Below are 25,875 nucleotides of genomic sequence, written 5' to 3'. Positions count from 1 at the left end.
CTTTATGATTTACTATTTAAAGATTTACTATTTACTATTTAGAGAATCAGCAGTAGGATAAGTGCCAGTGCACCGCAAAGGAACACGTATGCATATTGTTGTACCTGACCGCTCTGCAAACCACGGATCTCGTCGCTTGTTGTGTTGGTAGCCCATGCCAGAAAATCAAAGAATCCATCCACTACATGACGGTCGAACCATGCGATAGGAGTAGAGATGCAGCGGAAGATAATCTTATGCGTGATAAACTGGTATATATCGTCAATATAGAAGCGGTTATAAGCAGCCTTGTGCAGACCTTTGAACTGTTTTGCCAATGAATCGGCAACTGGCTGTTTGGCATTCTTGTACATCCATGTAGCGATTGCAATCGAAATAATCGCAATGACAACGCTCGTAATAGCCACCGACGGATCGAGATGGATGGAATAAGATTCTCCATTCGAACTGATGAAGTGTCCGAAAGGAATAAATCCGGCTCCACAAGTTACTGCCGCCAGAAACATCAATGGGAAAGTCATAGCCAACGGACTTTCATGTGGGCGGCAAGGACGGCAAGGTGCCGCTTCCAAGTTTCCCTTCGGTGTGTTATGTTCCGAATGGGAATCTGCCCGGAGCGGCTCGCTTCCCCAAAAAATACCGTAGTAGAGACGGAACATATAGAAAGCGGTCATCGCAGCAATTACTGTCATTACCCATCCCATTACAGGGCTGTATTGGAAGCAAGCAGCCAGAATTTCATCTTTCGAGAAGAAACCCGAGAATGGAGGAATACCGGCAATAGCAAGACAAGCAATCAGGAATGTCCAGTGAGTGATCGGCATATATTTGCGTAAACCTCCCATCGCGGACATTTCGTTAGAATGTACAGCATGAATGATACTACCTGCACCGAGGAAGAGCAATGCCTTAAACATAGCATGTGTGAAGAGGTGGAACATGGAAGCCATGTAGCCCAAGCCTCCTTCGTGAGGATCCATGGAAGTACAAACACCCAGAGCTACCATCATGAAACCAATCTGTGAAATGGTAGAGAAAGCCAGTACGCGTTTAATATCTGATTGTACGCAAGCCACACTTGCTGCATAGAATGCGGTGAATGCACCTACCCAGGCAACCATGTGCAGCGTATTCGGTGCATAGGCAATGAAAAGCGGGAACATACGTGCCACCAAATATACACCGGCAACAACCATGGTAGCCGCATGAATCAATGCACTGACCGGAGTAGGACCTTCCATTGCATCCGGCAACCAGATATGCAACGGGAACATGGCACTTTTACCGGCACCACCGACAAACATCAATCCGAGAGCCAATGGAAGCATAGAAGCTCCACCGCTTATCAAGGATACCGTGTCCGGGGTAAATCCGAATGTACCACCATAATATCCGTAAATCAGGATACCGATCAGGAAGCCCAAGTCGGCAAAGCGAGTGACAATAAACGCTTTCTTGGAAGCGGCAACCGCAGCAGGTTTTGTATAGTAGAAACCGATTAGCAGATAAGAGCTTACACCCACCAATTCCCAGAAAAGGTACATCTGGAAGATGTTGGTTGCAACAACCAATCCCAGCATAGACATGGTAAACAGGGATAGGAAAGCATAATAACGTTGAAAACCTACCTCACCTTTCATGTAGCTGAAAGAGTAGATATGTACCATCAGTGACACGGTAGAGATGACAATCAACATCATTACTGATATAGGATCGAGCAGGATGCCCAAATCAAAGTGTAAGGTCTCTGTAAAAGGAAGCCACGTGAAGTTGTAAGGTATCAGTGTGGCGAATGTTCCGTCTTCCAGTCGTGGAGCCGAGAAATATTGGATAGCTGTAACGTAGGATAGTACCGCTACTGCTCCCAGTATCAGCGTACCAATTGTGCCCGCTGTCCGATGGGACATCCATTTACCTCCGATTCCCAGTATGAGAAAGGAGAAGAAAGGAAGAAGGAGTATTAGAATTGTTAGTTCCATACAGTTTTATTTTTATTACTTGATTTATTATTATTTGTTCTTGGTGAGAAACAAATCACCACTTCAGCTCGTCCAAGTTGCGCACCTGGATGCTCCGGAGATTACGATAAATGTTAATCATGATGGCAATGGCTACTGCAGTTTCCGCAGCCGAGATGGCGATGGAAAAGAGTGCAAAGAAATAGCCTTCCATTCCCTCCGGAAAGAGAAAACGGTTGAATACGGCAAAGTTGATGTCCGTGGCGTTCAGCATTAACTCTACAGAAATCAGGATAGCCAGTGTGTTCCGGCGGGTAAAGAATCCATAGATTCCTGCAAACATCATGATGGTAGAAACTACCAGATAATATTCCATGTGTATCATATACTTAATACTTAATAGTTAATACTTGATTTTCTATCTCTTACGTGCAATTATGATACCACCGATGATACAAGCCAGCAACAGGATACTGACAGCTTCGAAAGGTAATATATAACCGTATTTGTCGCTACTAAGCAAAGCGTTCCCGATGGCATGAATATTGATCTCGTGCGGGGCAAGATTAGCCGTCTGCATAAAATTATGTTTCAACGTGATGGTCAGGATAATTGCTAAACCGGCAATCATGGTAATGAGCCCGGCCAGGAGCTTACTTCGTTTCACTTTCTCGGCTCGATCACCTTCTCCGCTGGTCAACAGGATGGAGAATACATAAAGAACGACGATACCACCGGCATAAACCATTATCTGAACAGAGCCCAGGAAGGTGTAACCCAGCAAAAAATAGATGCCGGCCGTGCCGAAGAGCACGAAGAGCAGGTAGGTGGCCGAGCGTACGATACGTTGGGTAGTCACCGTCATGATGGACATAGCAATAATAAATGCTGCCAAAAAGTAGAATACTACTGTTTCAAGTGTTGATCCCATATCTAAACTTCTTTTTTCTTTTCTATTACTTTACTACCGTCGTGATTCAGTTTCAGGACAAGTTTCGTCCGGTCGAATACTGCATGTTCGAAGTTCTGGTCGAACGTAATCGCATCATGCGGACAAGCATTGACACAGAGTTGGCAGAACATACAGGCACCCAGGTCATATTCATAGGTTGCCAGGATTTTCTTTTTCTTGCCATCTTCTGTTTCGACGGTTTCGCTGGTCACTTTGATTGTATCGTTCGGACAAGCCATTTGGCATAATCCGCAGGCTACACAGCGATGTTCATTATTCTCATTGTGGGGCATATTCAGCGTACCACGGAAACGGTCGAACATTTTCAGCTCTTTCCGGTTTTCGGGATATTGCTCGGTCACTTTCTTACGGAAGTATACCTTGATGCTGGTTTTCATACCCGTTGCCAGTGTGCTGATGCCGTGCACCAGACCACCTAAGTACGTATATTTTTTATCTTTATATTCCATAATTTTCATTTATCAAAAGTGGAAGCCGAAAGCTACGCAGCATGCCATTAATAATAGGTTTACCATAGAAATTGGAACCAGATATTTCCATTCCAGATTCAGAATCTGGTCGATACGTAAACGTGGGAACGTCCATTTGATCCACATCAGAAGGAACACCACGAAGAATGCTTTAGCGAAGAACCAGATAAAGCCCGGAATATAATCCATTACAGTGTTGAATCCATCCAGCCCGACGATGTGTAACGGCATCCATCCTCCCAGAAAGATAGTGGTGGCAACACTGGCCACGATAAACAGATTCAGGTATTCTGCCAGATAGAAGAAACCGAAACCCATACCGGAGTATTCTGTGTGGTATCCGGCAGTCAGCTCACTTTCAGCTTCGGGAAGGTCGAACGGGCCACGGTTACATTCTGCATTTCCGGCAATCAGGTAAATGATAAAAGCAATGACAGCAGGGATATGTCCTTTGAAGATGAACCAGCCGTCAGCCTGTCCTTCTACGATTTCAGAAAATTGCATGGTTCCCATCAGCACTACCATAGTCATGATACTCATACCAACAGAAAGTTCGTAACTGATAATCTGTGCACCGCTTCGCATGGCACCAATCAAAGAGAATTTGTTGTTACTACCCCAACCGGCCAGCAAGATACCGACAACTCCAATGCTGGAAGCAGCCAATAGGAAGAACACGCCTACGTTAAAGTCCAGAATCGCTGCACCTTTATTAAAAGGAATACAAGCGAAAGTCAGGAATGAGGCGATAATCACCATGAATGGAGCAAGATTGTAAAGGAAATGGTCGGCACCCTTCGGCATGAAGATTTCTTTGGTCATCATTTTGAGTACGTCACAGACCACTTGAATAGAACCCCATTTACCAACACGGTTCGGACCAAGACGACACTGGAAGAAACCGCAAACTTTACGCTCCATGTAGATCAATATGATAGCCAGGATGGCATATAGTGCTACGAGGCACACGCCGACAGCTACACATTCTATAAAGATGGCTAATCCCTCCGGCATAATGGAGAGCAGTAGCTCATGTATCCAGTTTGTTACTATACTAAAGTCGAACATATATTCTTAATAATTAAGTATTTTATCTATCAATATCCGGAACGACATAATCTATTGTTCCGCCAATAGCAATTAAGTCGGCAATCTTCGTTCCCCGGCAGATGGTGTCGATTGCGGCAACAAGCGGCAATCCCGTAGCACGGTAGTGCAGGCGGTAAGGTGTTTTGTCACCCTGGCTTTCAAGGAAGACACCAAATTCACCACGGCTTCCTTCTACTGCAGCATAATAACTGCCTTCCGGAACACGGATGATAGGCTTCATCTTCTCCTGATAAGGTCCTTCGGGAATATTGTCTATTAATTGTTCGATGATGTTCAGACTTTCCATGATTTCATCCATACGCACCAGATAACGGGCAAAGCAGTCACCTTCCGTATAAATAATTTCTTTGAAATCTACTTTGTCGTATACACCGTATGGCATTCGTTTACGTACGTCACACGCCCATCCTGAAGCACGGCCTGTACCTCCGGTACAACCGAAAGAGATGGCATCTTCACGGCTTAACACACCGACGCCTTTCATACGGCTTTGTGCGATGATGTTACCCGTAAATATATCATGATATTCGTGGATGATTCCTCTCATATAAGGAATGAACTCTTTTACTCGTTTGACGAAGTTAGGATGAAGATCAGCCTGTACACCGCCAATTGTATTGTAGTTCATAATCAGACGTCCGCCACAAGTCTCTTCAAAAATGTCGAGAATTTTCTCGCGATCACGGAATCCATAGAAAAATGCTGTTAACGCTCCCAAGTCCATGGCAAGACAAGAGTAGAACAGCAAGTGAGAGTCGATACGTTGCAATTCATCCATAATAGTACGGATATACTTCACACGTTCGCTAACCTCAACGCCCATGGCTTTTTCAATACACATACACAGTGCATGACGGTTCTGGTGTGCACCCAGATAGTCAAGGCGGTCTGTCAAAGCCAATGTTTGAGGGTAGGTGAGGCTTTCATTCATTTTCTCGATGCCCCGGTGGATATAACCGCAGTTCGCATCAATCTTACGAATGATTTCACCTTCCAGAGAAACACGGAAACGCATTACACCATGAGTAGCAGGGTGTTGCGGACCGATGTTAACTACATATTCTTCTTCACCGAACAGCTTCATCTCTTTATTTTTGATGGTTCCGTCCGGGTTCAGTTCTATTTCTTGAGTCGTATCAAACGTCTCTTCATTGGTCATACACAATGGGTTATCCTTTTCCGGATCATTATCTTTGCGCATTGGATAACCTATCCAATCGTTACGCAGATAAAGCCGGCGCATGTCAGGATGACCGACAAAAGTGATACCGTAATAATCGAAAACTTCACGTTCGTAGAAGTCGGCTATCTTCCAAATGTCGCTGACAGATGGAATTTCAGGTAGCTCGCGGTTGGTTGTCGCTGTTTTTAATGCTATCCGTTCGCCTGTAATGGTAGATTCCAGATGGTAGACTACGCCTAAACCGCGGAGTTTTTCCGGAGCGTCTTTCTCATCGGCTACTCCCCAGTCCATACCGGTGAGGCTTTCGAGAAAGTCCATCTGTTTTTCATTTCGCAAGCGCAGCATCTCGTCGTGTAACGCTGCAGGAGCTATAAATTGTATTTCTTGCATAAATCCTTTTAATTACAGAATGTAGAATCATTCTTCAATTTTTAAATAATCCGGTTTCTTCTCTTTTCTGTTTACTCCACCAAAGAACTTTTCTATTTTTACTTTGCGTTGCAATTGCATCATGCCATAATAGAAAGCTTCAGGACGTGGCGGGCATCCGGGAATATATACATCTACCGGAAGAATCTTGTCCACTCCGTTAACCACATGATAGGACTTTTTGAAAGGACCTCCGCTGACGGCGCATCCGCCTACGGCAACCACATACTTCGGATCGGGCATCTGGTCATAGAGTCGTTTCAGTACCGGAGCCATTTTATTGGTGATTGTTCCGCATACCATAATCATATCAGCTTGGCGCGGACTGGCACGTGCTACTTCAAACCCAAAGCGGGCCATGTCATAACGCGCGGCACCCAGTGCCATAAATTCGATACCACAGCAACTGGTTGCAAAGGTAAGCGGCCACAGTGAGTTACTGCGTCCCCAGTTGATAAAGTCGTCAAGAACTCCGAGGGCAACGTTTGCTCCTCCTGCATTAAGTTCCTTGACCAACTTTTCCAATGATTCATTGTCGATAAACTCATCATACGGAATAGATTTTATTTTTGGCTTTTTGGTTATTTCCATTCCAAAGCTCCTTTCCTCCAGGCATAAGCAAGACCCAGAACTAAAATGATAAAGAAGAAGAGAATACTAATAAGTCCCTGTGGTCCCATGTCATGCATAACTACTGCCCACGGGAACAGTAAAGCAGTTTCGACATCGAACATCAGGAACAGGATAGCAAACAGGTAGTAGCCTACGCGAAACTGCATCCATGATTTACCACGTGTCGGTATACCACATTCATAAGCCTCAAACTTTTGCAGATTGTATGAACGGGGAGAAATAGCACGCGAAAGAGCTACTACTACACCGACAAAAGCAAGCGCTGTCAGTAAAACAACAACTAAAAATGTAAAATTCATAATTCAATAGCTGTTTAGATTGAATATTATATAGAAATAAACAATTAATCTATTCGCCCTATGGAGAATAAAACCAACTGTAATAAAAGACGAGTAAAAGAGTCTACTGTACTGTAGGCTAAATGACAATCTTTCTTAACTCATATATATAATAGGAGATAGGATCATAATAGCACGTTGGGGGATGAGAAGATGAAGAGTGGTACGGTGTTTGAGAATTGTGATGTTCTCCGGAAAAAGCAACTGGCAACAGTATGCTTTTATTTGCCGGGACATGCGTGACGTCCGTATGACTCATATCGCAAGATTGGGTAGCGTAAAGGTTGTAAAGACGTTCTAAAGCATTGTGAATCGGACAATTTTGTGACACATAGCACTTCTCCTGCCGATAAGTCGGGGAGGAAACTTTGCACATATCTTCCATTGCTCCATTAGTTGCACAATGGATGAGCAAAGCCAATACTAAAAGTAGTCCGAATTTTAAGCTTTGTTTCATCTTTCTCCTTTAACGGCTGCAAATATAGAACTAATATTTATACTTTTTGCAAAGTCCGAGTGGCAAAAAAGCTTTTTTTAACTCCGCTTCCAGAGGATTCGTTTTTTGGTCGGTACGGTTTCATAAATATCATTTTGAAATAAGGCTATTCTTTCTCCTGTATTTGTTAAAAGATGCAATAAAAAGAACGATTTACTTCCTTTTTTACGAATTACACAAATAAAATACATTTTTTTGCAGACTAAGAAAGAACGCACTAATATGAAACGCACACTTTGGTTTACATTTTTTCTCTTGAACTCCTTATTTTACCTCTATGCAGGTAATGAAAATGACTCTTTGTTGAAGGTGTTGGACAAAGTGATTTCTGAACGTTTGGTGTATACACAGAAAAAGGAAGCCACCATAAAAGAATTGAAGACAAAGAAGTCCGGACAGAACACTCCGGAAGATTTGTATAATTTGAATAAAGAGATTATCCATCAGTATGAAACTTTTGTCTGTGATTCGGCAGAACAATATATTCATGAGAATATTGAGATTGCAAAGAAGATGGGTAATGAGGAATATCTTTTGGAAGAGAAACTCCGTTTGGCTTTCGTCTATTCCCTATCCGGTTTGTTTATTCAGGCAAATGACATTTTTAAGTCAATTGAGTGTGCAGATTTACCCGATCATCTGAAAGCATTGTATTGTTGGAATAAGATACGCTATTATGAAAACCTCATTAAATATACGGATGATGTACGATTCTCTAAAGGATATATTGTAGAAAAAGAAGCTTATCGAGATACAGTCATGAGTATCTTGTTTAATGAGTCCGACGAGTACAGGAAAGAAAAAGCGGTGAAGCTTCAAGATAGTGGTGACACAAAAGAAGCACTTCAGATATTGACGCAAATATATGATAAACAGGAACCGGAGTCTCATGGATATGCTATGATGGCTATGGGACTTGCACGAATCTATCGGTTGATGAAAAATCCTGAATTGGAGGAAAAGTACCTGATACTGGCTGCTATGACAGATACGAAGTTGGCGGTGAAAGAGAATGAAGCATTGTTGACTTTAGCAGTCAATTTGTATCATAAAGGAGATATAGACCGCGCTTATAATTATATAAAAGTGGCTTTGGATGATGCAATTTTCTATAACTCCCGTTTTAAGAATACCGTAATAGCCCGTATTCATCCGATTATAGAGAATACTTATTTATACAGGCTGGAGGAGCAGAAACGAAACCTGCGTTTTTATATATTACTGACCAGTTTGTTTGTGGTGGCGCTTGCAATAACCTTGTATTTCACGTATAAGCAAACAAAAGTGGTATCCCGGGCTAAACGACATCTTAAAGCCATGAATGAAAAATTGATTGGATTGAATAAGAATCTTGATGAAGCAAATCTAATCAAGGAAAAGTATGTGGGATATTTTATGAACCAGTGTGCCGTTTATATTAATAAGCTTGATGAATACAGGAAGAATGTAAACAGGAAAATAAAGACAGGACAAATTGATGATTTGTATAAATCCTCTTCCCGTCCTTTTGAAAAGGAACTTGAAGAACTTTATAATAACTTTGATAAAGCATTTCTTAAATTGTATCCCAATTTTGTAGAAGAGTTTAATTCTCTGTTGAAACCGGAGGAGCATTACAAGCTCGAAAAAGACCAGTTAAATACAGAATTGCGCATATTTGCATTGATCCGATTAGGGATCATAGACGTAGGTCAGATCGCTGTATTTCTACATTATTCTGTGCAGACAATTTATAATTATAAGAGTAAAGTGAAGAGAATGTCTGTTCTTGATAGTAATCTCTTTGAAGAAGAGGTGAAAAAGCTCGGTTCTTTATCTCAAAAATGATTCTACAGGGTTTACCAAAACAACAAAATGGTATTATGATAAGATGTTGATTATTAAATATATATAAGATTTTTAGTCTTTAAAACGTCTACTTTCCTGCCTACTTCCACACAGAAGTAGGCTTTTTTCATCTCTATATTTGCAACATAAGATTTTTGATAACTGAATACTAATCTAAAGAAACACACAACTATGAGCTTTTCAGAATTATATCTTATGTATTATCCCAAACTTGTTCGGTTCGCAAAAGAATTTGTTGTACTGGAAGAGGATGCTGAAAACATAACGCAAGATGTGTTTACAGACCTATGGGAGAGAAGAGATGCGATAGATCATATCGAAAATGTAAATGCATACCTTTTCAGACTTGTAAGAAACAGATGCTTGGATTATTTGAAGCATAAGGTATTCGAACAAAAATATGCAGAGAATGTGCAAGCCTCTTTTGAGATAGAATTAAATTTGAAACTGCAATCTTTAGACCGTTTTGATGTATCTGATATATCCGAGGGAAATGAAACGGAAAGACTGGTCAGAGATGCTATCAACAGTTTACCTAAAAGATGCCGTGATATATTTTTGTTAAGTCGTATGAAGGGATTGAAATACAGGGAGATTTCCGAGAAGCTGGGAATTTCGGTGAATACAGTGGAATGTCAAATGGGAATAGCACTTAAAAAATTGAGAGTAAAACTTAATGTGTGCTTAGCAGCGTGACTTTTAATTAATTTATAGATATTCTTTTAGGGGTTTTTATATATCTAATCGTTCTTTGATAAAAAAGGACGAGGAATGAGAAATTTTCTGAATAGATATTTTGCTGATGAACTGACTTCTGATGAAAAAACAAATTTTCTGCAGGAAGTGGATAATAGTGAAGAACTTAAAGAAGAATTTATTGTAAATCAGAATCTTTTGGTACTTCTTGATTGGACATTTCCGGAGAATGAGAATGACGAAGAAGTTGCGCAGCTAAAATTAAAAGAATTTATGCGTAAAATGGAACAACGCAAAACCAAATAGTCTTAGGATACCATGAATAAAATTTATATCATATTACTGACTGTTTTCTTATCTACTAATGCCTATTCGCAGCAAGCCTATTTTGTTGACGGATACCATGGCGGAATATATGGTCATTATCCGGTGAAATGGAAAACGCAATTTATAGTGGATCAGTTGCACATGCATCCGGATTGGCGAATAGGTCTGGAAATAGAACCTGAAACCTGGGATACGATTCGTGTACAGACCCCAGAAGCTTATCAGCATTTTAAAGAAGTGGCAACCAGTCAGCAGGTAGAATTTACGAATCCTACTTATGCGCAGCCTTATTGCTATAATATTTCGGGTGAAAGTATCATACGGCAGTTTCAATATGGTATAGCTAAAATAAATGCACATTTTCCAGAGGTGGATTTCGTCACTTATTCCGTGGAGGAACCTTGTTTCACAAGCTGTTTGCCACAAATTCTTAAACTATTCGGTTTTAAATATGCTGTATTGAAATGTCCTAATACTTGTTGGGGAGGATATACGGCTGCTTATGGTGGTGAACTGGTTAACTGGGTAGGACCAGATGGTACTTCCATATTGGCAGTTCCCCGGTATGCTTGTGAAGAATTGGAGCAGAAATCAACTTGGCAAACAACTGCCTGGGGGAATTCGGACGCATATTTGAAAGCTTGTCGTGATGCAGGTATCCAGCATCCGGTTGGTATGTGTTTTCAGGATGCCGGATGGAAAAATGGTCCGTGGATAGGAAGTGGGAAGAACACAAAAAATAACTCTATATATATGAGATGGAGAGATTACATTGAAAAGATCTCCATTGGAAAAACAGATGATGACTGGCATTTCTCACAGGAGGACATGCATGTAAACCTGATGTGGGGAAGTCAGGTGATGCAGCGTATCGCACAGGAAGTACGCACATCTGAAAATCGGATTATCATGGCGGAAAAAATGTCCGTGATGGCTTATCTGAAGAATAAATATACCTGTCCACAAGCTGATATGGATGAGGCATGGCGCACTTTAATGCTGGCGCAGCATCATGACTCATGGATTGTGCCCTACAATGGATTGAATAAACAGGGTACATGGGCAGATCAGATCAAACGCTGGACAGATAGTACGAATGCTATTGCTGATGGAATTATCGGAGCATCTATGCAGAGCTTTGATAATCCCATTGCTCAACAGAAAAAGGTCACTCAACAACAGTATATACGCGTTTTCAATACTTTAGGAACAGAAAGAAAAGAAACAATGAATGTCCTTCTTCCTTCGGAATCAGGATATTCGGATTTAGGTATTTATGATTGGAAAGGGAAAGAGATAGGTTGCTTTGTAGAAAGTGAGGGTGAAAAAATAAGATTGTTTTTTGAAGCAGATATTCCTCCTTTCGGTTACTCCACGTATTGCATAAAAAAGAAAGAAACAGGTAAAAGAGCAGTTTCAGGGAATGAACAGGTTTCAAAGAGTGAAAAGGTTAATGAACAGGAGTACGCGGTTGAAAATGATATGTATAAGATTGTTTTCGACTTATCGAAAGGAGGAATTATAAAAAGTCTGATTGCTAAGAAAGAGGGGAATAAAGAGTTTGCATGTAAAACAGGTGAATATTCTTTGGGAGAATTGAGAGGTTTCTTTTATGAAGAAAATAAATTTCATTCTTCTACGGAAACACCGGGCAGACTGACGGTATTGAGAGATAACACGTATGAGAAAAAAGTAAAGGTACAAGGAGAAATTGCTTCTCATCCGTTTACACAGATTGTAACTCTTTCTAAAGGAACAAAACGAATTGATTTTGAATTGACAATCGATTGGAAAAAGAATGTAGGTATTGGAGAATATAAAGAAAATCATTGGAGTGATAATCGTAGGGCCTTTTGTGACGACCGGTTTAAACTGAATGTTCTGTTCCCGGCCGATCTTCATTCTCCTCGTATCTATAAGAATGCACCGTTTGATGTTTGTGAAAGTAAACTCGACAATACTTTCTTTAATTCCTGGGATCAGATCAAACATAATATCATACTTCATTGGGTTGATTTGGCTGAACAGGAGGGCGATTATGCACTGGCTTTATTGTCAGATCATACCACTTCTTATTCTCATGGGAAAGATTATCCATTAGGACTCACAGCTCAATATTCGGGAGGAGGACTTTGGGGGCCGGATTATAAAATTACGCAGCCGCTGAAGATGAAATATGCAATCATACCTCATCGTGGTAAATGGGACAAAGCATCAATAGCAGATGATAGCGATTGCTGGAATGAGCCGTTGCTATATTCCTGCCATTCAATAGCAGCTTTGGAATCAAAATCATTTGTCGATTTGCGAAATACAGGTTATCAAATAAGTACTGCCCGGTTGGAAAGTGGAAAGATTATATTACGCCTGTTTAATGCAGAAGGAAATGACAAGCTACAGAAGATCGTTTTCGATATGCCATTATCAAGCGTGGAAGAAGTCGATCTGAATGGTCAATGCATCGAAAGAAAGAAAATAAAAACACATGCCGGAAAGTCGGAAATGACAATTTCAATGCCTCGTTTTGGTATAAAGACATTTGTTTTGGGTTTGAATTAAAATAATTATAATATTGTTATGTATAAAGCAACTGCTAGTCTTTTAATTGCTTGCTCTTTGTGGTGGATGACAGGGTGTTCATCGATCCATACAGCTTCGGAAGAACTAATCCCGGCGGATTATGTAAATCCATTTATTGGTGCCAGTACCAGTGTGGGAGCTGCCGGCGTTTATCATGGGTTAGGTAAAACTTTTCCTGGGGCTACGACTCCTTATGGTATGGTGCAAGTTAGCCCGAACACAATAACAGGAGGCGATAACGGTTCCGGTTATAGTGATGAGCATAAAACGATTGAGGGATTTGCTTTTACCCAGATGAGTGGCGTAGGGTGGTTTGGGGATCTGGGAAATTTTCTTGTAATGCCAACTACCGGTGAATTGTATAAAGTGGCAGGCAAAGAGAATAACGATAGTATCAAAGGATATCGTTCGGCTTATAATAAAGTAACCGAGACAGCTAAAGCCGGATATTATTCTGTAGAGTTGACTGATTACAAAATAAAAGTAGAGAGCAGTGCGACGCCGCATTGTGGAATATTGCGTTTCACTTATCCCTCTAACGATCAATCCCGTATTCAGATAGATCTGGCACGCAGGGTAGGAGGAACATCTACTTCCCAATATATTAAAGTGGTAGATGATTATACGATTCAAGGCTGGATGAAGTGCACACCCGATGGTGGTGGATGGGGTAATGGCGAGGGAAAAGCCAATTATACCGTTTATTATTATGCGCAATTCAGCAAACCTCTGACTGATTACGGTTTCTGGAGTGCAGATATTCCTGACCAATGGACCCGGAAGCGGGATGAGGTAGTGAGTATTCCCTATCTGACACGTGTTTCACAGGCTCCGATTATAAAAGATAAGAAAGAGTTGGAAGGCAAACACTTGGGCTTCTTTACTGAATTTCCGACCAAAGAAGGGGAGAGCGTGGAGATGAAAGTGGGTATCTCTTTCGTCGATATGGAAGGAGCTGCTAATAATTTTAAACAGGAAATTGCTTCTAAAGATTTAGCACAGGTAAAACAGGAGGCTACGGATTTGTGGAATAAAGAACTTGGCCGCATTCGGATATCCGGCGGTACGGATGATGAAAAAACGATATTCTATACTGCCATGTATCATACAATGATCGATCCTCGTATCTATACGGATGTGGACGGACGTTATGTAGGTGGAGATTATAAAGTGCATGCGGGCGACAGTACTTTCACGAAACGGACTATATTTAGCGGATGGGATGTCTTTCGCAGTCAGTTCCCTTTACAGACTATTATCAATCCACGCTTAGTTAGCGATGAACTGAACTCCCTGATTACTATGGCCGATCAAAGCGGACGTGAATATTACGAGCGTTGGGAGCTTATGAATTCTTATTCCGGCTGTATGCTGGGCAATCCTGCCCTGTCTGTTCTGGCAGATGCCTATATCAAAGGAATCCGTACATACGATGCGGAGAAGGCATATCAATATGCAGTCAATACATCACGTCGCTTTGGCAATGATTCATTGGGATATGTTCCCGAACCATTGAGTATTTCTACTACTTTGGAATACGCATATACAGACTGGTGTATATCCCAATTAGCAAAAGCTATGGGGAAAGAAGACGATGCTAAATGTTTCTATGAAAAGGGACAGGCTTATCATCATGTTTTTGACCATGAGAAAGGTTGGTTCCGCCCTCGTAAAGCAGATGGAACATGGGTGGCATGGCCGGAGAATGCACGTCTTAAAGAGTGGTATGGCTGTATAGAAGCCAACTCCTATCAACAGGGATGGTTTGTACCTCACGATGTTGCGGGTATGGTGGAATTGATGGGAGGTAAGGAAAAAGTAATTGCCGACCTGACTGATTTCTTCAATAAGACTCCTTCCAATATGTTGTGGAATGAATATTATAATCATGCAAATGAGCCGGTGCACTTCGTTCCTTTCCTGTTCAATCAGCTTGCCGTGCCTTGGCATACACAAAAGTGGACTCGCTATACTTGCGAAAAAGCTTATGCGAATAAAGTAGAAGGTATTGTCGGCAATGAAGATGTAGGCCAGATGTCGGCATGGTATGTGTTGGCAGCCTCCGGTGTTCATCCTTCTTGTCCGGGTAATACACGTATGGAAATTACAAGTCCGGTATTTGACAAAGTGGAATTTCGTTTGGATCCTACCTATTATTCGGGAAAGACATTTACTGTAATAGCTCATGATAACAACACGAACAACATCTATATACAAAAGGCTTTGCTGAATGGCAAGGAGTATAATAAATGCTATCTCGATTTTGCGGATATTGTAGCCGGAGGTACATTGGAACTGTTTATGGGCGATCAGCCCAATACCGGATGGGGTATCTAATAGGAGTAAGGATTGGAAAAACAAATGGTAACTTTAAATGCTTGATTGATGAATAAGCTTGGTCTTTTTTTATTATCGTTGATGGCTACTTCTATTCAGGGGGTATGTGCTGAAAAGGATATAAATATGTCGTTAAACAGCTCTGATTCCGGAATTGTCTGGGAGGTGAAACCGCAGGCAGATTTGGAAAATGCGACCGGAGAACAAATATCTACTCCCGGGTTTAAAATGCCCGATTATGTGAAAGGTGTAGTTCCCGGAACTGTTTTTACAGCTTATGTAGATGCCGGGATTGTTCCCGATCCTAATTATGCCGATCATATTTATAAAGTGGACGAAACGTTTTATAATCGTCCTTTCTGGTATCGTACCGAATTTAAACTTCCGGCTTCCTACTCGAAAGGCAAACGTGTGTGGCTTCATTTTGATAATACGAATCGTTTTGCTGATTTCTATTTTAACGGAGAGAAAATATCTGGAACGAAAACGTCTACTAAAGATGTAAGCGGGCACATGATACGGTCAAAATTTGATGTAACTCATCTGATAAAGAAATCCGGTAAGAATGCAATTGCTGTTTTGATTACCGATCCCGATCAGAAGAAAACACGTAAGGCTAAAGATCCGTATGGAGTTGCATGTAGCCCCAGTTATCTGGCAGGTGCCGGATGGGACTGGATGCCTTATGTACCGGGACGTCTGGCGGGTATCACAGGTAATGCTTATCTGGCTGTTACCGGAGATGTAGTGATGGAAGACCCTTGGGTGCGTTCAGATTTGCCTGTTTTGCAGAAAGCGGAGATTTCTATTTCGACTGATGTAAAGAATGCTTCTCTTGAACGAAAGAAAGTGGTTATTTCCGGAGTTATCCAGCCGGGAAATATATCCTTTTCCAAAGATATTCAAGTGGATGGAGGGGCGACTGCCAGATTATCTATCAACAAAGATGAATTCGCGCAATTGATTATCAATCATCCGAAACTTTGGTGGCCAAACGGTTATGGTGTTCCCAATCTTTATACTTGCAAACTAACTTGTTCTGTAGATGGTAAACCATCGGATGTGAAAGAACTCACGTTTGGTATCAAGAAGTATGAGTATAAAATGATTGATAATGTGGTAGGTTATCCTGTTCTGACCTTTTTTATCAACGGACAGAAGATCTATCTGAAAGGAGGCAATTGGGGAATGAGCGAGTATTTGCTTCGGTGTCAGGGTAAAGAGTATGAAACGAAGATCAGATTACATAAAGAAATGAATTATAATATGATTCGTTTGTGGACAGGCTGTGTGACTGACGATGAATTTTACGATTATTGTGATAAATATGGGATTATGGTATGGAATGACTTCTGGTTGTATGTAGCTTATAATGAGGTGGCACAACCGGAAGCTTTTAAAGCAAACGCTCTTGATAAGGTCAAACGTTTGCGAAATCATCCTTCCATTGCCATTTGGTGTGGAGCCAATGAAACACATCCGGCACCCGATTTGGATAATTATCTGCGTGAAATGGTAGCGAAAGAAGACAATAATGACCGTATGTATAAGTCCTGTTCCAATCAGGATGGCCTGTCAGGAAGTGGCTGGTGGGGAAATCAGCCTCCAAGACATCATTTCGAAACTTCCGGCAGTAATCTGGCCTTTAATACACCGGCCTATCCGTATGGTATCGACCATGGATATGGTATGCGTACAGAAATAGGTACAGCTACTTTCCCTACATTTGAAAGTATAAAAGAGTTTATACCTCAAGAAGCATGGTGGCCTTTGCCTACCGACGAGCAATTGAAGAATGATGATGATAATGTCTGGAACAAGCATTTCTTCGGTAAAGAAGCATCCAATGCCAACCCTGTTAATTACAAGAGCTCGGTGAACACACAGTACGGAGAATCGTCCGGACTGGAAGAATTCTGCGAGAAAGCACAAATGCTGAATATCGAAGTAATGAAGGGGATGTATGAGGCTTGGAATGATAAGATGTGGAATGATGCTGCCGGACTCTTGATTTGGATGAGCCATCCTGCCTATCCTTCATTTGTATGGCAGACTTATGATTATTATTATGATCCTACGGGGGCTTACTGGGGAGCGAAAAAGGCTTGTGAGCCTTTACATATTCAATGGAATGCTTCCAATAACAGTATAAAAGCCATAAATACGACAGCGAAAGACCTGAAAGGGGCAATGGCTAAAGCAACAATTTACGATCTGAATGGAAAAGAGGTTTCTGCATATGGGCAGGCGAAGCAGATTGACGTGGCGGCCAGTAATAGGACAGAAGCTTTCACACTGAACTTTAATCCGTTCAATCTGGCTTTCGGAAAGAATGCAGTTGCTTCTTCCTCAACGGGTGATTCCAAAAAGGCTTCATTGGCTACGGATGGAGGTACAGGAAGCCGTTGGGAAAGTGAATATAGTGATCCTCAATGGATATATGTTGATCTTGGTAAGGAGGAGAAAGTAGAAAATGTGACATTGAAATGGGAAGTGGCTTGTGCTAAAGAATATGAGTTACAGGTGTCGAAAGATGCAAAGAATTGGAAAACGGTCTATACCAATAAGGCTGGAAAAGGAGGTACGGAACAAATTCGTTTGGAACCGGTGGCCGCTCGTTATGTGAAACTGGTGGGTATTAGTCGTGCTACACAATTCGGGTATTCATTATTTGAGTTTGAAGTCTATGGTGAAAAGCCTGCAGGGATAGAAGAACTGACACCTTTGCATTTTATCAAGTTGGAACTGACTGACGCTGGAGGTAATCTGCTTTCCGAAAATTTCTATTGGAGAAATGGCGTGAGAGATCTCGATTATACCTTGTTGAATACGCTGCCGGAGGCAGAATTATCCTGCCGGTTGGTAGATAAGTCGGGACTGTCTAATGGAAAGGTAAAAATAGCCTTGAAGAATAATGCTGAAACAGTAGCATTTGCCAATCGTATGAGGCTTGTTAACAAGTCTACGCAGAAACGTATACTTCCTGTTATTATGTCTGATAATTATGTTACTTTGATGCCCGGTGAAGAGAAGATTATTAGTGTGGAGGCAGAACCCGAATTGCTGAAAGGTGGCGTTAGTGTGTTACTAAAACAGTATGGGAAGACGGAAAAGAATAAACTGGATATAATGTTCTGATAATTATAGTTCGGTATGATTCAAAAAAGGTATCAGATGGTGATTCATGAAATAAATAGAAAGATATTTCTATTACTGTGTTTGGCTTATGCGAGTATTAGTAGTTTGCAGGCACAGTCGGCAATTCCTCCATTCAAGAAAGGGGAGCGCGTAGTGTTTACAGGAAATAGCATCACTCATGGCGGACATTATCATTCGTTTATCTGGTTGTATTACATGACTCGTTTTCCGGATAAACCGATCACTATCATGAATGCTGGTATTGGCGGCGAGAGTGCATGGGATATTAAAGACCGGCTGGACGATGATGTATTCGGCAGACGTCCAACTTACGTGACCCTTACTTTCGGTATGAATGATACCGGTTATGATATTTACATGAAAGACAATGCAAACGAACTGTCAGGACAACAGATTGCAAAGTCGTTGGATAGCTTTCGGAAAATAGAAAAACGGCTGCTGGCTAAGAATAAAATAACCAAAGTATTGATAGGTGGTTCTCCTTATGATGAAACCTCAAAGTTCAATAATTTCATTCTGCATCAGAAGAATAACGCCATTCTGAAAATCATAGATGCCCAACGCACGTCAGCCAAAAAGAATGGATGGGGTTTTGTAGATTTCAACCAACCGATGTGCGAAATCAGTCTAAGAGAACAGAAGAAAGATTCGACATTTACTTTTTGCCGGATAGATCGGATTCATCCGGATAATGATGGTCAGATGGTGATGGCTTATTTGTTCTTGAAAGCGCAAGGGCTGGCAGGACATAAAGTGTCGGATTTTTCCATTGATGCACAGCACTCGAATGTTGTAACCCACCAAAACTGTAAAATCTCCCGATTAAAGAAGAAAGAAGGCGAACTGGCTTTTGACTATCTGGCCAATGCGCTTCCTTATCCTTTGGATTCTATTCCGCGGCATGGCTGGGGAAACAAGAGATCTCAACGTGATGCCATGCAGTTAATCCCGTTTATGGAGGAATTTAATCAGGAATACTTTCAGGTAATCAACCTGGAGAAAGGGAGGTATCGGTTGACTATAGATGGTCAGTTTATAGATGAGATTTCATCCGAACGATTGGCAGACGGGATTAATCTGGCGGACTATCCGACTACTCCCCAATATCAGCAGGCTATGACAATTATGTACCTGAATGAAGAACGGTTTGAAATAGAGAAACGGTTCAGAGAATATTTGTGGACAGAATATTCTTTCCTGAAAAAGGAGGGATTATTGTTTGCCGATAATCAGAAAGCTATCGATAAACTTCAGGAATACCTGCCTAAAGATTTTTTTCTTAGAGCAAGCTATGACTGGTATGTCAAAGCAATGCATCCTGAAATACGTAAGGTATGGAGTGATTATATGAATTCTATTGTTGAAACAATTTATAGAATAAATAAACCGGTTACTCATCAGATGAAACTGACTAGAATGAAATAATGATAGCTGTATAGTGAAAGAACCCGTGCATATGAAACAATCCTTTAGTTACTATAAGATGAACAAGTTTATCGGAAGTCTTTTTCTGTTGATAATATTGTCTTCCTTTGCTTATGGAAGGAGTGACATCCGTGTTGTGAATCTGCATTGCGACAATATGAAAACTCCAATTCTTGTCGAGAGCCGGAATCCACAACTTCGATGGCAATTATCATCAGATCAAAGAGGAAAGAAACAATCTGCCTATCGCATTCTTGTGTCTGATAATATTAAACAATTAAATAAGGGAAAGGGAAATTATTGGGATTCTGGTAAGATGAAGTCGTCAGAGTCTATAATCAACTATCGGGGAAAAGCATTATTATCCGGAAATCAACTTTTCTGGAAAGTGATGATTTGGGATGAAAATGACATTCCATCCAATTGGAGCGATATTTCGAATTGGACGATGGGTCTGTTACAGGCTTCTGATTGGCAGGCAAAATGGATAGGACAAACCGAAGATTTATATCCCGATTCTGCATGTACTTCTCCGGCACCCTATTTTCGTAAAGAGTTTGTTATTAAAAAAGCAGTCAGGAAAGCTAGAGTATACGTGTCAGGATTAGGATTCTATGAAATGTATATAAATGGAAGTAAAGTCGGAGATCAAGTATTAGCTCCTGCCGTTACGAATTATGATAAGCGGTCATTGAAAAAGCTTTTGTATCACTATGACGACCAGTCAACACAACGAGTACTTTACAATGCATTTGATGTAACTTCTAGTCTGCAGAAATCAAACAATGTGATAGGAGTTATCCTAGGTAATGGTTGGTATAATCAGCGTGACCGTATTGTGGAAGGATATATGTGGTATGATGTCCCTAAAATGATACTGCAACTGGAAATTGAATATAAAGATGGAACGAAAGAAACGATAGTCTCGGATCAATCATGGAAAACTACTACGGGACCGATTTTGCATGATGCTATATTTACCGGTGAAGTTTATGATGCCCGTCTTGAATTAGGCTCATGGAATCAGACGCACTATAATGAATCAACATGGAGATCGGCCTTGCTTGTACGTCCGCCCACAGGTGCTTTAAAAGCACAGACGATTCCGTTCAATAAAGTGATGCAAACGATGAATGCTCATTTTGAGAAGATGAACGATTCAACCTATACTTTTACTCTACCTGAAACAGTTTCCGGCTGGTGCGAACTGTCAGTAAAAGGAGAACGGGGAGATTCTGTGAAATTACGTTTTATCAGTGATGAAGGATTGGACTATGGTCAGAAAGATGTTTATGTTCTAAAAGGTGGAAATATAGAAAAATGGGAACCCCAGTTTACCTGGCATGCATTTAAAAAGATTGAGATTATAGCGAAAGGAATAGAAATCTCAAAACAGAGTGTTATTGTGAAATCTATTTATACGGATATAGAGAATACAGGAAGTTTTGAATGCTCCAATGAGTTATTTAATAATATCTGTCAGGCTTATAATCGTACGATGCATGCTAATTTCAAAGGTATAATAAGTAGTGATCCGCATCGTGAGAGATTGGCCTATACGGGGGATGGACAGGTGATTACGGAGAGTTTACTTTATTCGTATGATATGACAGGGTTTCTCAAGAAATTTGTGAGCGATATCAGTGATGCAAGTAATAAGAAAACGGGTTATGTTCCTCATACTGCTCCTTTTGGTGGGGGAGGGGGAGGACCTGCCTGGGGGTCGGCTTATGTTATTATCCCTTGGGCCTATTTCTGTCATTATGGTGATACGGCGTTATTGCATGAACATTATAATGGTATGAAACACTGGGTTGAATATTTGGAAACACGTACGGACGATAAAGGAATAGTAGTCAGAGAAGAACCCAATGGATGGTGTTTGGGAGAATGGTCTACCCCTCATAATATTCTTGAAATTCCTACATCATTAGTGAATACGGCCTATTTTTATCATGTCGCTTGCATCATGACAGAAATAGCAAGAACGTTGAATGAAACCGGGGATGAGAATCTTTTTCGGGAACAAGTCCGGAAAATAAAAGAGAATTTCAATGTCGAGTTCTATAATGAAGATACCCATCATTATTGGGAGGGAAAACAAGGATCTGATGTTTTTGCACTGGCATTCGGACTTGTTCCTCAAGACAAGTATGAAAGAGTTTTTTCAGCTTTGCTTGAACATCTGGAAGATATTAATTTTCATTTTGATACAGGTATACTTGCCACGCCGCTTGTGTTGAAAGTCCTGACAGAAAATGGAAGAGCAGACCTTGCGTATAAATTAATGAATCAAAGAGATTTTCCGGGATACGGCTATCTGGCTGATAAGAAAAATAATACTCTTTGGGAAACGTGGAATGGTGACGGAAACGATGAAGGATGTGGTCATTGCCATCCAATGTTTGGAAGTGTTGTGGCGTGGTTCTACAGTTCACTGGCAGGTATAAAGCCTGATCCGTTGAATCCCGGAATGAAATATTTTTATATTGCGCCGAAACTTGTGTCGGATTTGAAATATTGTAAAGCATCGTATGAAAGTTTATATGGTAGGATCTGTTCTGAATGGAAAATAAATGAGAATGGAAATTTAAGTCTTAAAATAGAAATACCTGCCAATACATCGGCTACGGTTGTCATTCCGGATTGGGGAAGCAACACGATTCTGGAATCGGGAATCCCGGTGAGCAGGGTGGGGACTATTATAAAAGATGAAGTACATCCGAATCGAATGGAGGTGTTATCGGGATCGTATAACTTTGTCGTTCTTAAATAAGTTAATAAAAATGGTAGTATGAGTAGAATGAAACGATTATTGAGTGTAGGATTGATAGGCTGTTTCTGCAGTATATCGGCGTTTGTGTATGGCAAAGCGAAGGAAGCTCCTTTCATGCTGACAGAAATGAAGTGTGAGAATCTGGTGAATCCTTTGGGGATTGATAATACTACTCCTCATTTCAGTTGGAAGCTGAAAGGTGATGGGTTGAAAGGTAGACAAACTTACTATGAGATACAAGTGGCTTCGGACAGTATTCTTCTGATACAAGATAAAGCCGATTTATGGAATACCGGGAAATTGAAATCCGATGCTTCGGTAATGGTGCCTTATCAAGGTGCTCCTTTGTCTTCCCGCTCATTATGTTATTGGAGAGTTCGTGCATGGGATTCCAAAAAACAGGCTTCAGCCTGGAGTCCGGTAGCTCGTTTTGCCGTTGGCATTTTGGATAAATCACATATGCATGGCGAATATATAGGCTCATCTGTTGAGGGAGGAAAGGTCTGTGCTCCTATTCTTCGTAAGAAAGTAAATGCAACAAAAGGGGAAACCACTTTTTTGCATGTGAATACATTGGGTTATCATGAGATTTATATCAATGGCGAAAAAGTTGGCGAGGATGTACTGACACCTGCTGTATCTCATCTGACTAAGCGTTCATTGATCGTCACTTATGATGTAACTCCCTACTTGCGAGAGGGAGAAAACGACTTATTGATCTGGCTTGGACAGGGATGGTATAAAAGTACTACTTTCGGATCAGCTTACGACGGCCCATTGGTGAAAGCGGAACTGGATGTTTTACGAAATGGAAAATGGGAAGTACTGACAAAAACAGATAGTTCATGGTGTGGACGCGAAAGTGGTTATTCGGATACAGGGACTTGGCGGGCACTGCAATTCGCTGGTGAAAGAGTAGATGGAAGAATTTTGCCGACAGATCTTTCTTCACAAGCATTGAACAAGATGAAATGGGCTCCGGTAGTAACGGTGAAAGTTCCCGATCATATTGCTTCACCCCAAATGTGTGAGGTCAATAAAATCTATCAGAAACTACAACCTGTTTCTATAAGGCAATTGAATGAAGACACTTGGCTGGTAGATATGGGACGGGTGCAGACCGGATGGTTTGAAATGTATATGCCTACATTGCCTGTAGGTCATGAAATAACAATGGAATATAGTGATAATCTGACTAAAGACGGAGAATTTGACAAACAAGGTGAAAGTGATATTTATATATCCGGTGGACGGAATGGAGAATGTTTTAGAAATAAATTCAATCATCATGCTTATCGGTATGTGCGTATTTCCAATCTTCCTGTAAAGCCGGAAAGAGAATGGATGAAATCGCTCCAGATTCACGGAGGTTATCAGCAAGCGGCCACTTTTGAATGTTCGGATGCCGATTTGAATGCTATTCATAATATGATTCAATATACAATGAAATGTCTCACCTTTAGTGGATATATGGTAGACTGTCCTCATCTGGAACGTGCCGGTTATGGTGGTGATGGAAACTCTTCAACGATGTCTTTGCAGACGATGTATGATGTAGCTCCGACTTTTGAGAACTGGATACAGACATGGGGAGATTCCATGCGTGAGGGAGGTAGTTTGCCACACGTAGGTCCTAATCCCGGTGCAGGTGGTGGCGGTCCTTATTGGTGTGGATTCTTTGTGTTGGCTCCTTGGAGAACTTATGTCAACTACAATGATCCGCGACTAATAGAGAAATATTATTCTCAAATGAAAGAGTGGTTCAAATATGTCGATAAATATACAGTTGACGGTTTATTGAAACGCTGGCCTGATACGAAATATCGCGATTGGTATCTTGGCGACTGGCTGGCACCGATGGGAGTGGATGCCGGTGCTCAATCTTCTGTGGATTTGGTAAGCAACTGTTTTATCAGTGAATGTCTGGGTACTATGAATAAAGTAGCTTTAGTGTTGGGTAAGAAAGAAGAAGCCGAAGAATTTGCAACCCGTAAAGAAAAGCTTAATAAACTGATACATCAGACTTTCTATCGTCCGAATGAGGGTATCTATTCTACCGGTTCGCAGTTGGATATGTGTTATCCTATGTTGGTAGGCGTTGTCCCCGATGCTTTATACAATACGGTAAGAGAGAATATGATGGCTATCACTGAAGAAAAACATAAAGGACATATAGCAGTCGGCCTTGTTGGAGTACCCATTTTGACAGAATGGGCTGTTCGGAATAAAAAAGCGGATTTCTTCTATCAGATATTGAAAAAGCGTGATTATCCCGGATATCTATATATGATTGATAATGGAGCTACAGCAACTTGGGAATATTGGAGTGGCGAACGTAGCCGGGTGCATAATTGTTACAATGGAATCGGCACCTGGTTCTATCAAGCAGTAGGAGGAATACGTCCTGATGAGGCTGCTCCGGGATATCGTCATGTCTATATTGATCCTCAAATACCGAACGGGGTCACCTGGGCTAAAACTACGAAAGAGTCACCTTATGGTACTATTATCGTCAATTGGGAATTGAAAAATAGCCAGCTGAATCTTCAAGTTTCAGTTCCTTCCGGAACTACTGCCACTATTTGCATACCCGATGCTGCTACTTCGTGCAAGATGAATAAGAAGAAAGTTAGCATTGAAAAGAAAACAATTGCCGTGGAAGAAGGTAACTATGATTTTGTGTTTGATTTGAATCATTAATAGTTTCTTGCCATTCATGAAGGGATAACGTGTGCCTCATTAAGAAATGACACGTAAATCCTAGTCCATTGATCATTCTTCATTCATAACTTGACCGTTATGAACTAAATCCGAGCTTGCGCAGATTTATTTTTAATGCCTAATGGATTTATGGCTAATGATACATGGATTTATTCATCTGACAACTGTTTCTTTTTCGTCTGACAACTGTTAGACGAAAGAATAACAGTTGTCAGACGAAAGTTCAACAACTGTCAGACGAATAAATTTATGTATGATGAATGTTAAATCATTGCATAATGCAGATTAAGTTTTAGAGAAACTAAGATTAGTTCATCTCCATACCGTTTTAATCTAATTCAGCTGCTGATTCTCATTATTGATGTTCGTCACATTATGGGGCATGATGATGATAAATGTTGTAATGGTGGTATGTG

Annotated in this window: 18 protein-coding genes; 9 read left to right on the top strand and 9 right to left on the bottom strand. The window is 40.9% G+C overall.

From position 1 onward, the window contains the following. Positions 1-38 precede the first annotated feature (38 nt). The 9 genes from nuoL to AAHJ11_RS06625 all read right to left on the bottom strand — a co-directional run bounded on the left by nuoL (position 39) and on the right by AAHJ11_RS06625 (position 7,551). Positions 39-1,979 carry an NADH-quinone oxidoreductase subunit L gene (gene nuoL / locus AAHJ11_RS06665; protein ID WP_258979533.1) on the bottom strand — a complete coding sequence of 647 codons (1,941 nt, stop codon included), beginning with the start codon at positions 1,977-1,979 and terminating at the stop codon, positions 39-41. A 55-nt stretch (positions 1,980-2,034) separates the two neighbouring features. Next, entirely contained in the window at positions 2,035-2,343 is a 309-nt protein-coding gene (gene nuoK, locus AAHJ11_RS06660) for an NADH-quinone oxidoreductase subunit NuoK (protein ID WP_004301460.1), read from the bottom strand. Between the two features lie 33 nt (positions 2,344-2,376). Then, positions 2,377-2,889, bottom strand: a complete 513-nt coding sequence (locus AAHJ11_RS06655) for an NADH-quinone oxidoreductase subunit J (RefSeq protein WP_148366445.1) — start codon at positions 2,887-2,889, stop codon at positions 2,377-2,379. A 2-nt stretch (positions 2,890-2,891) separates the two neighbouring features. Next, positions 2,892-3,380 (bottom strand): 4Fe-4S binding protein, encoded by a 489-nt coding sequence (locus AAHJ11_RS06650; protein ID WP_004305338.1) that lies wholly within the window; start codon positions 3,378-3,380, stop codon positions 2,892-2,894. 12 nt (positions 3,381-3,392) lie between these two features. Next, on the bottom strand, positions 3,393-4,469 hold the full coding sequence (gene nuoH / locus AAHJ11_RS06645) for an NADH-quinone oxidoreductase subunit NuoH (RefSeq protein WP_195470190.1): 1,077 nt from the start codon (positions 4,467-4,469) through the stop codon (positions 3,393-3,395). Between the two features lie 22 nt (positions 4,470-4,491). Beyond that, positions 4,492-6,084 carry an NADH-quinone oxidoreductase subunit D gene (locus AAHJ11_RS06640; protein ID WP_148366443.1) on the bottom strand — a complete coding sequence of 531 codons (1,593 nt, stop codon included), beginning with the start codon at positions 6,082-6,084 and terminating at the stop codon, positions 4,492-4,494. Positions 6,085-6,111: 27 nt separating this feature from the next. Continuing rightward, a complete protein-coding gene (locus AAHJ11_RS06635; RefSeq protein WP_413579214.1) occupies positions 6,112-6,714 on the bottom strand; it encodes an NADH-quinone oxidoreductase subunit B in 603 nt (200 codons plus the stop codon). Then, the gene (locus AAHJ11_RS06630) at positions 6,705-7,055 is read right to left on the bottom strand and encodes an NADH-quinone oxidoreductase subunit A (RefSeq protein WP_148366442.1); all 351 of its coding nucleotides are present in this window, start codon (positions 7,053-7,055) and stop codon (positions 6,705-6,707) included. The genes AAHJ11_RS06635 and AAHJ11_RS06630 overlap by 10 nt, the downstream gene beginning before the upstream one ends. Before the next feature lie 118 nt (positions 7,056-7,173). Then, a complete protein-coding gene (locus AAHJ11_RS06625; protein ID WP_195648563.1) occupies positions 7,174-7,551 on the bottom strand; it encodes a hypothetical protein in 378 nt (125 codons plus the stop codon). Positions 7,552-7,812: 261 nt separating this feature from the next. Between AAHJ11_RS06625 and AAHJ11_RS06620 the strand changes: the two genes are divergently transcribed. The 9 genes from AAHJ11_RS06620 (at position 7,813) to AAHJ11_RS06580 (ending at position 25,438) form a co-directional block, all read left to right on the top strand. Next, complete coding sequence (locus AAHJ11_RS06620) at positions 7,813-9,417, top strand: DUF6377 domain-containing protein (RefSeq protein ID WP_195648562.1); 1,605 nt, start codon at positions 7,813-7,815, stop codon at positions 9,415-9,417. A 192-nt stretch (positions 9,418-9,609) separates the two neighbouring features. After that, complete coding sequence (locus AAHJ11_RS06615; protein WP_195648561.1) at positions 9,610-10,134, top strand: RNA polymerase sigma-70 factor; 525 nt, start codon at positions 9,610-9,612, stop codon at positions 10,132-10,134. 75 nt (positions 10,135-10,209) lie between these two features. Next, positions 10,210-10,440 carry an anti-sigma factor gene (locus AAHJ11_RS06610; protein WP_259022230.1) on the top strand — a complete coding sequence of 77 codons (231 nt, stop codon included), beginning with the start codon at positions 10,210-10,212 and terminating at the stop codon, positions 10,438-10,440. Between the two features lie 12 nt (positions 10,441-10,452). Further along, on the top strand, positions 10,453-13,020 hold the full coding sequence (locus AAHJ11_RS06605; RefSeq protein WP_413579211.1) for a glycoside hydrolase family 38 C-terminal domain-containing protein: 2,568 nt from the start codon (positions 10,453-10,455) through the stop codon (positions 13,018-13,020). Between the two features lie 18 nt (positions 13,021-13,038). Next, complete coding sequence (locus tag AAHJ11_RS06600) at positions 13,039-15,378, top strand: GH92 family glycosyl hydrolase (protein WP_320982952.1); 2,340 nt, start codon at positions 13,039-13,041, stop codon at positions 15,376-15,378. Positions 15,379-15,423: 45 nt separating this feature from the next. Further along, complete coding sequence (locus tag AAHJ11_RS06595) at positions 15,424-18,516, top strand: discoidin domain-containing protein (protein ID WP_320982953.1); 3,093 nt, start codon at positions 15,424-15,426, stop codon at positions 18,514-18,516. Between the two features lie 15 nt (positions 18,517-18,531). After that, complete coding sequence (locus tag AAHJ11_RS06590; protein WP_320982954.1) at positions 18,532-19,962, top strand: SGNH/GDSL hydrolase family protein; 1,431 nt, start codon at positions 18,532-18,534, stop codon at positions 19,960-19,962. A 31-nt stretch (positions 19,963-19,993) separates the two neighbouring features. Continuing rightward, entirely contained in the window at positions 19,994-22,738 is a 2,745-nt protein-coding gene (locus AAHJ11_RS06585; protein ID WP_320982955.1) for a family 78 glycoside hydrolase catalytic domain, read from the top strand. An 18-nt stretch (positions 22,739-22,756) separates the two neighbouring features. Then, positions 22,757-25,438 (top strand): family 78 glycoside hydrolase catalytic domain, encoded by a 2,682-nt coding sequence (locus AAHJ11_RS06580; protein WP_367745607.1) that lies wholly within the window; start codon positions 22,757-22,759, stop codon positions 25,436-25,438. Positions 25,439-25,875: the final 437 nt, after the last annotated feature.

It is taken from the genome of Bacteroides sp. 90-K9/2 (assembly GCF_047310725.1).
GTDB classification, from domain to species: domain Bacteria; phylum Bacteroidota; class Bacteroidia; order Bacteroidales; family Bacteroidaceae; genus Bacteroides; species Bacteroides vicugnae.
The sequence above is the reverse complement of the archived record's forward strand: the minus strand, read 5'-3'. Positions and strand labels throughout refer to the sequence as shown.

What these genes read in the sequence shown, in the direction of transcription:
- AAHJ11_RS06630 (WP_148366442.1), bottom strand. Translation starts at nt 7,055, where the DNA reads ATGAATTTTACATTTTTAGTTGTTGTTTTACTGACAGCGCTTGCTTTT.
- AAHJ11_RS06620 (WP_195648562.1), top strand. Translation starts at nt 7,813, where the DNA reads ATGAAACGCACACTTTGGTTTACATTTTTTCTCTTGAACTCCTTATTT.
- AAHJ11_RS06585 (WP_320982955.1), top strand. Translation starts at nt 19,994, where the DNA reads ATGAAACAATCCTTTAGTTACTATAAGATGAACAAGTTTATCGGAAGT.
- AAHJ11_RS06635 (WP_413579214.1), bottom strand. Translation starts at nt 6,714, where the DNA reads ATGGAAATAACCAAAAAGCCAAAAATAAAATCTATTCCGTATGATGAG.
- nuoL (WP_258979533.1), bottom strand. Translation starts at nt 1,979, where the DNA reads ATGGAACTAACAATTCTAATACTCCTTCTTCCTTTCTTCTCCTTTCTC.
- AAHJ11_RS06590 (WP_320982954.1), top strand. Translation starts at nt 18,532, where the DNA reads ATGATTCAAAAAAGGTATCAGATGGTGATTCATGAAATAAATAGAAAG.
- nuoH (WP_195470190.1), bottom strand. Translation starts at nt 4,469, where the DNA reads ATGTTCGACTTTAGTATAGTAACAAACTGGATACATGAGCTACTGCTC.
- AAHJ11_RS06600 (WP_320982952.1), top strand. Translation starts at nt 13,039, where the DNA reads ATGTATAAAGCAACTGCTAGTCTTTTAATTGCTTGCTCTTTGTGGTGG.
- nuoK (WP_004301460.1), bottom strand. Translation starts at nt 2,343, where the DNA reads ATGATACACATGGAATATTATCTGGTAGTTTCTACCATCATGATGTTT.
- AAHJ11_RS06655 (WP_148366445.1), bottom strand. Translation starts at nt 2,889, where the DNA reads ATGGGATCAACACTTGAAACAGTAGTATTCTACTTTTTGGCAGCATTT.
- AAHJ11_RS06650 (WP_004305338.1), bottom strand. Translation starts at nt 3,380, where the DNA reads ATGGAATATAAAGATAAAAAATATACGTACTTAGGTGGTCTGGTGCAC.
- AAHJ11_RS06605 (WP_413579211.1), top strand. Translation starts at nt 10,453, where the DNA reads ATGAATAAAATTTATATCATATTACTGACTGTTTTCTTATCTACTAAT.
- AAHJ11_RS06615 (WP_195648561.1), top strand. Translation starts at nt 9,610, where the DNA reads ATGAGCTTTTCAGAATTATATCTTATGTATTATCCCAAACTTGTTCGG.
- AAHJ11_RS06625 (WP_195648563.1), bottom strand. Translation starts at nt 7,551, where the DNA reads ATGAAACAAAGCTTAAAATTCGGACTACTTTTAGTATTGGCTTTGCTC.
- AAHJ11_RS06580 (WP_367745607.1), top strand. Translation starts at nt 22,757, where the DNA reads ATGAGTAGAATGAAACGATTATTGAGTGTAGGATTGATAGGCTGTTTC.
- AAHJ11_RS06640 (WP_148366443.1), bottom strand. Translation starts at nt 6,084, where the DNA reads ATGCAAGAAATACAATTTATAGCTCCTGCAGCGTTACACGACGAGATG.
- AAHJ11_RS06610 (WP_259022230.1), top strand. Translation starts at nt 10,210, where the DNA reads ATGAGAAATTTTCTGAATAGATATTTTGCTGATGAACTGACTTCTGAT.